Here is a 5,426-nt window from a genome sequence, read left to right as displayed (position 1 = left end):
TCTGGAGACCATCGAATATACGCTGATCCACGGCATCCGTAATCCCGATCACGACGAAACCCGCTTTTCGCAAATGCCGGCCTTTGGCAGGGACGGCATATTGCAATCGAACCAGATTCAGGATCTGGTCTCTTATGTCCGGTTGTTGTCGGGTCGTGAAAAGCAAAGTGCTGCGGCAAAACGCGGAGCAGCCTTGTATGAAAGCAATTGCGCCGTCTGTCACGGAGCCGATGGTACCGGTGACCGCGTCCAGGGTGCACCCAATCTCGCAGATGCGATCAGCCTTTATGGCCTTGATCGCGCTTCGCTGACCGACACTATCGCAAATGCCCGTTACGGTGTCATGCCGCGCTGGGGGCAAAGGCTCGATCCGTCGACGATCCGGATGCTGGCCGCCTATGTTCATTCCCTAGGCGGTGGCGAAAAGCCTCTGGCCGCTGCACCAGCCGTCGAAGCCCAGGCTGAGAGCGGGGATGATGAGCAATCCTAAGGAAATTCTCGATCCCGAGTTGAAGCTCTACGAAGCGCGCAAGAATGTCTTTCCCAAGGCGGTCGATGGCACGTTCCGGCGACTGAAATGGGTGATCATGGCGATCACCCTCGGCGTCTATTATATCACTCCGTGGATCCGCTGGGATCGCGGGCCTTATGCGCCAAATCAAGCGGTCCTCGTCGATCTTGCGAACCGGCGCTTTTATATGTTCGGCATCGAAATCTGGCCGCATGAATTTTATTATGTTGCGGGCATGCTGGTCATGGCTGGTATCGGGCTGTTTCTCGTCACCTCTGCGGTCGGTCGGGCATGGTGCGGCTATTCCTGCCCGCAAACCGTGTGGACCGACCTGTTCCAGCACGTTGAACGTGCCATCGACGGTGACCGCAATGCCCAGTTCCGCTTGCAGGACGCGCCCTGGGGACCAAAGAAAATCAGCAAGCGGCTGCTGAAATGGTCCGTATGGTTATTTATCGGGTTCTGGACGGGCGGCGCGTGGATCATGTATTTCGCCGATGCTCCGACTTTGGTGGTAGACTTCTGGACCGGTCAAGCCGCTTTCGTCGCTTACGCAACGGTTGGCGTTCTCACTCTGACGACATTTATATTCGGCGGATTCATGCGCGAGCAGGTGTGCATCTATATGTGTCCCTGGCCACGTATCCAGACCGCGATGATGGATGAAAAATCGCTGACCGTCACCTATAAGGACTGGCGCGGCGAACCGCGCGGCAGCGTCAAAAAAGCGGAAGCCCAGCCTGGCGGGTTCGGCGACTGTATCGACTGCAATCAATGTGTGTCGGTATGCCCGACCGGCATCGACATTCGCGAAGGACCCCAAATCGGTTGCATCACCTGCGCCCTGTGCATCGACGCCTGCGACAAGGTGATGGATCAGGTTGGCCGGCCGCGCGGTTTGATTGACTATGCTACACTAGAAGATGCCGAGCTCGAAAAAGCCGAAAAACCGCATAGCCCGATCCTGAAAACTCTGTTTCGACCACGGACGATCCTCTACACTTCCATCTGGAGCGCGATCGGGCTGGCGATGCTGTTTGCGGTTGGCAATCGCACACGCATCGACATCAGCGCCAATCATGATCGCAACCCCGTCTACGTCCAGCTCGCCGACGGCCATGTTCGCAACAGCTACACGATCAATCTGCGCAATATGGAGAACCGTCCGCGCGACATGATAATCGGCATGACGGAACTCAAGGGTGGAGCCATGTGGTCCAATGCCGGATCGCGGGAAACCGCAGGACAGACGCTGATCACCAAAGTAGCGCCCGACAGCGTATCGAGACTTCGGCTTTATGTCGTCGCTCCCGGAGCAGGCCCGGTTCGCGAGGAATTCGCCCTCACGGTGACCGCATCCGATGATGCCGACGCCAAGGATATCGACGAGGTATTTTTCGAAAGACCGGAGACAGGCGAATGAGTGAACAACCACCCTCTGTGAAAAAATTCACGGGCTACCATGCCACGATGATGATTGTCGCCTTTTTCGCGGTCGTTGTCGGCGTCAACATGGTCATGGCTCGCTTTGCCCTGTCGACATTCAGCGGTACCGTGGTCGACAACAGCTATGTCGCGAGTCAGAAATATAATGATTGGCTGGCACAGGCGCGCACGCAGCAAGCCCATGGTTGGACGGTGTCACCGGCGCTCCGCAAAGCAGGCAAGGCCAACATCACGATCACCACGACGGATGGCGCTCCGTTGCAGCGAGCGACAATGACCGGCATCGCCGAACATCCTATCGGTCAAGCCGATCCGTTCGATATCAGCTTTACGCAAGCAGGCTCCGGGGAATTTCAGAGCATCGAAACATTGCCCGCAGGCCGCTGGAAACTGAAAATCATCATTACCCAGGATGACAAGGATATGCGCGTGGTTCGGGATATCTGGTGAACGCGATTGCGCCCATAAGCGAGGGTCAGTCCGAGTTGATCGTATCCCGCTTTGCGGTGCCGGCGATCCGCTGCGCCGGTTGTATCTCGAAAATCGAGAATGGCCTGATTGACGTGCCCGGAATCGCTTCCTCGCGGGTCAATTTCTCGACCAAGCAAGTAGCGATATCGCATCTACCCGAATTGGCCGACGACCAGCTCAGGCGCGAAATCGAGGCGCTGGGTTTTGAAGCCCAGATTCTCGCCGACAATCCGCTGGCCGAAGAGAAAGGCAGCACCGACAGGCTGATCCGCGCGCTCGCGGTCGCCGGTTTCGGGATGATGAATATCATGCTGTTGTCGGTCAGCGTCTGGTCCGGCGCGGCCGGTGTCACCCGCGATCTGTTCCACTGGCTCTCGGCGCTGATAGCCATCCCGGTAATCGCTTATGCCGGGCGCCCGTTTTTTGCTTCTGCGGCGATGGCCTTGCGATATGGCCGGACCAATATGGATGTACCGATCTCGATCGGGATATTGCTGGCCACCGGTCTGAGCATTTACGAAACCGCAACCGGCGGCGAACATGCCTATTTTGACGGAGCGGTGATGCTGTTGTTCTTCCTTCTCGCCGGGCGAGTGCTCGACGGCATGATGCGCGACCGCGCGCGGGAAGGCATTGGCGCACTACTGAAACAATCCGCCCCCGGCGCGATGGTGCTGGCGGATGATGGAAAAAGCCGCTGGGTGGCCGCCAAAGATCTGCTTCCGGAGATGCGGATGATGGTTGCGGCTGGTGAAAGCCTTGCAGCAGATGGCGTGATCATATCGGGCACGAGCAGTTTCGACTGTTCGCTGATGACAGGCGAGAGCGCGCCACAGCCGAAGTCAAAAGATGATATGGTGCTGGCCGGAACGCTCAACCTTACGTCGCCGGTCATCGTGCGGATTACCGCCACCGGTGAAGATACCAGCGTGTCGGACATCGCTCGGCTAATGGATGATGCCGGACAACGCCGTTCTTTCTATGTGCGCATCGCCGATCGGGCCGCCCGCTATTATGCGCCGGCCGTGCACAGCCTCGCTCTTTTGGCCTTTGCCTATTGGATGTTTGTCGGCGCCGGCTGGCACCAGTCATTGCTGATCGCGGTCGCGGTGCTGATCATTACCTGTCCCTGCGCTCTTGGCCTCGCGGTACCTGCTGCGCAGGTCGTTGCTTCCGGTGCTCTTCTCCGCAAGGGAGTAATGGTCAAGGACGGCAGCGCGCTGGAACGACTGGCGGAGGTCGATTATGCCCTGTTTGACAAAACCGGAACGCTGACCCTTGGCCGGCCGATACCGGTCAATCTCGACGGTCTTGACCCCGTCCAGAAACAGATCACCCTGGCGCTCGCTCAAGCCAGCCGCCATCCGGTCAGCAAAGGCATTCGCACTGGATTGTTGGCACTGGACATCGAACCGGCCGTGCTGGAGGATATCAAGGAATTGCCTGGCGAGGGCATGACTGGTCGATCGGGTGAGATATCGGTAATGCTTGGCAAGCCGGAAAAGTCGGAGGATCATTTATCCTGCCAGCTCACCGTCGGCAGCGAGATAGTCGTGATCCAGCTCCGCGACGAGATTCGGCCCGAAGCAAAGGCGGCCATTGCAAATTTGCAGGAGCAGGGACTGCCTTCCTCGATCATCTCCGGCGACAATATCCGCTCGGTTTCCTTTGTCGCGCGTGCTTTGGGCCTGACCGCTCAAGCAGGCGCCTCTCCTCAGGATAAGGTGGAGGCCATTACCCGCCTGACCGATAGCGGCCACAAAGTGCTGATGGTCGGCGATGGCCTGAACGACGGGCCTGCCCTCGCCGCAGCCCATGTCTCGATCGCTCCGGGCACCGCCAGCGATGTCGGACAACAGGCCGCCGACGCCGTGTTTACCAGCGAATCGCTGTTGCCTGTGGCGCTCTCGATAAGGGTCGCGCGGCGGACGATGCAGATCGTCCACCAGAATTTTGCCCTCGCCATCGGTTACAATATCATCGCCGTCCCACTGGCGCTAACCGGCATGGTAACCCCGCTCATCGCCGCGATTGCCATGTCGCTATCGTCGCTGATCGTCGTCGGCAACGCGCTGCGCCTCAATGGAGCGGCCAATTGAGCGGGCTGGCAATCTTGATCCCGGTGGCTCTGCTGATGGGGATTTGCGGGCTGGCCGTTTTTTTCTGGGCGATGCGTCACGACCAGTTCGAGGATCTCGACGGCGCTGCCCAGCGGGTATTAATCGATGAGGACGATGAACCATCATGATCGACCGCATAAGAAAATCCACGCTCAGTCGATTCGCAATCGCAGCGATAGCGCTGCCACTAGCCGCTGTGCCGTTATCGGCAAATGCGGACATGATGACGATCGAGCTATGCTCTGCCGATGGAGAGGTACGTAGCCTGTCCGTGCCGGTCGAGCAGGAGCCAGGGGAAGATCACTGCGTCAATCCCTGCCACGCCTGCCTATCGCGCAAGAAAAGCTCGAATAGCTGATCCGGCTATTGCGCTGACATATCCTGGTCTTCGCGGCCTTCCGCAGCGAAGCCGATACGCAAGGCCTCGGCCAAACTGCGAACACGCAATTTTTCCATCATATTGGCGCGATATATTTCCACCGTACGCGGCGAGATTCCAAGATCATAGGCAATCGTCTTGTTGGGATATCCGGCCATCAATCCTTCCAGCACATCCTGTTCCCGTCCGGTCAGACAAGCCAGCCTGACTCTCGCTTCGGATGCGGCCATTTCCTTGAGATTGTTATTTTCCAACCGGGAAAATGCTTCTTCCATGGCTGCGATCAAAGCTTCCTTTTCATAGGGCTTCTCCAGAAAATTGATCGCCCCGGCGCGCATCGCCTGGACCGCGATCTCGACATCGCCATGGCCGGTCAGGATCACCACCGGCATATCGATCCCGTCTCTGATCATCTGCTGCTGCACCTGCAAGCCGTCCATCTCCGGCATCCGCACATCCAGCAGCACACAGCCCCGTTCGGCACCCTTGGCCAGCTTCA

At 58.3% G+C, this 5,426-nt stretch carries 7 protein-coding genes; 6 read left to right on the top strand and 1 reads right to left on the bottom strand.

The genetic code is table 11. The features are described from left to right. The 6 genes from WBM93_RS13480 to WBM93_RS13455 form a co-directional block, all read left to right on the top strand. Positions 1-490: c-type cytochrome (locus tag WBM93_RS13480; protein ID WP_424432379.1), on the top strand; the 490-nt coding region annotated here is incomplete at its 5' end. Further along, positions 477-1,934 carry a cytochrome c oxidase accessory protein CcoG gene (gene ccoG, locus WBM93_RS13475; protein ID WP_424432380.1) on the top strand — a complete coding sequence of 486 codons (1,458 nt, stop codon included), beginning with the start codon at positions 477-479 and terminating at the stop codon, positions 1,932-1,934. The genes WBM93_RS13480 and ccoG, both read left to right, overlap by 14 nt. Next, the gene (locus tag WBM93_RS13470; RefSeq protein WP_424432378.1) at positions 1,931-2,407 is read left to right on the top strand and encodes a FixH family protein; all 477 of its coding nucleotides are present in this window, start codon (positions 1,931-1,933) and stop codon (positions 2,405-2,407) included. The genes ccoG and WBM93_RS13470 overlap by 4 nt, the downstream gene beginning before the upstream one ends. Next, positions 2,404-4,527 (top strand): heavy metal translocating P-type ATPase, encoded by a 2,124-nt coding sequence (locus WBM93_RS13465; RefSeq protein ID WP_424432377.1) that lies wholly within the window; start codon positions 2,404-2,406, stop codon positions 4,525-4,527. Before WBM93_RS13470 ends, WBM93_RS13465 begins: the two co-directional genes overlap by 4 nt. Then, the gene (gene ccoS / locus WBM93_RS13460; RefSeq protein ID WP_424432376.1) at positions 4,524-4,676 is read left to right on the top strand and encodes a cbb3-type cytochrome oxidase assembly protein CcoS; all 153 of its coding nucleotides are present in this window, start codon (positions 4,524-4,526) and stop codon (positions 4,674-4,676) included. Before WBM93_RS13465 ends, ccoS begins: the two co-directional genes overlap by 4 nt. Continuing rightward, positions 4,673-4,906, top strand: coding sequence for a hypothetical protein (locus tag WBM93_RS13455; RefSeq protein WP_424432375.1), 234 nt, complete (start codon positions 4,673-4,675; stop codon positions 4,904-4,906). The genes ccoS and WBM93_RS13455 overlap by 4 nt, the downstream gene beginning before the upstream one ends. 5 nt (positions 4,907-4,911) lie before the next feature. Here WBM93_RS13455 and WBM93_RS13450 read toward each other — a convergent pair. Then, positions 4,912-5,426, bottom strand: a 515-nt coding sequence (locus WBM93_RS13450) for a response regulator transcription factor (protein ID WP_424432374.1), incomplete at its 5' end; no start/stop codon positions are given.

Origin of the sequence: Parasphingorhabdus sp. (assembly GCF_049667325.1) — a bacterium.
Lineage (GTDB): Bacteria > Pseudomonadota > Alphaproteobacteria > Sphingomonadales > Sphingomonadaceae > Parasphingorhabdus.
This window is presented reverse-complemented; position numbering and strand designations above follow the sequence as displayed.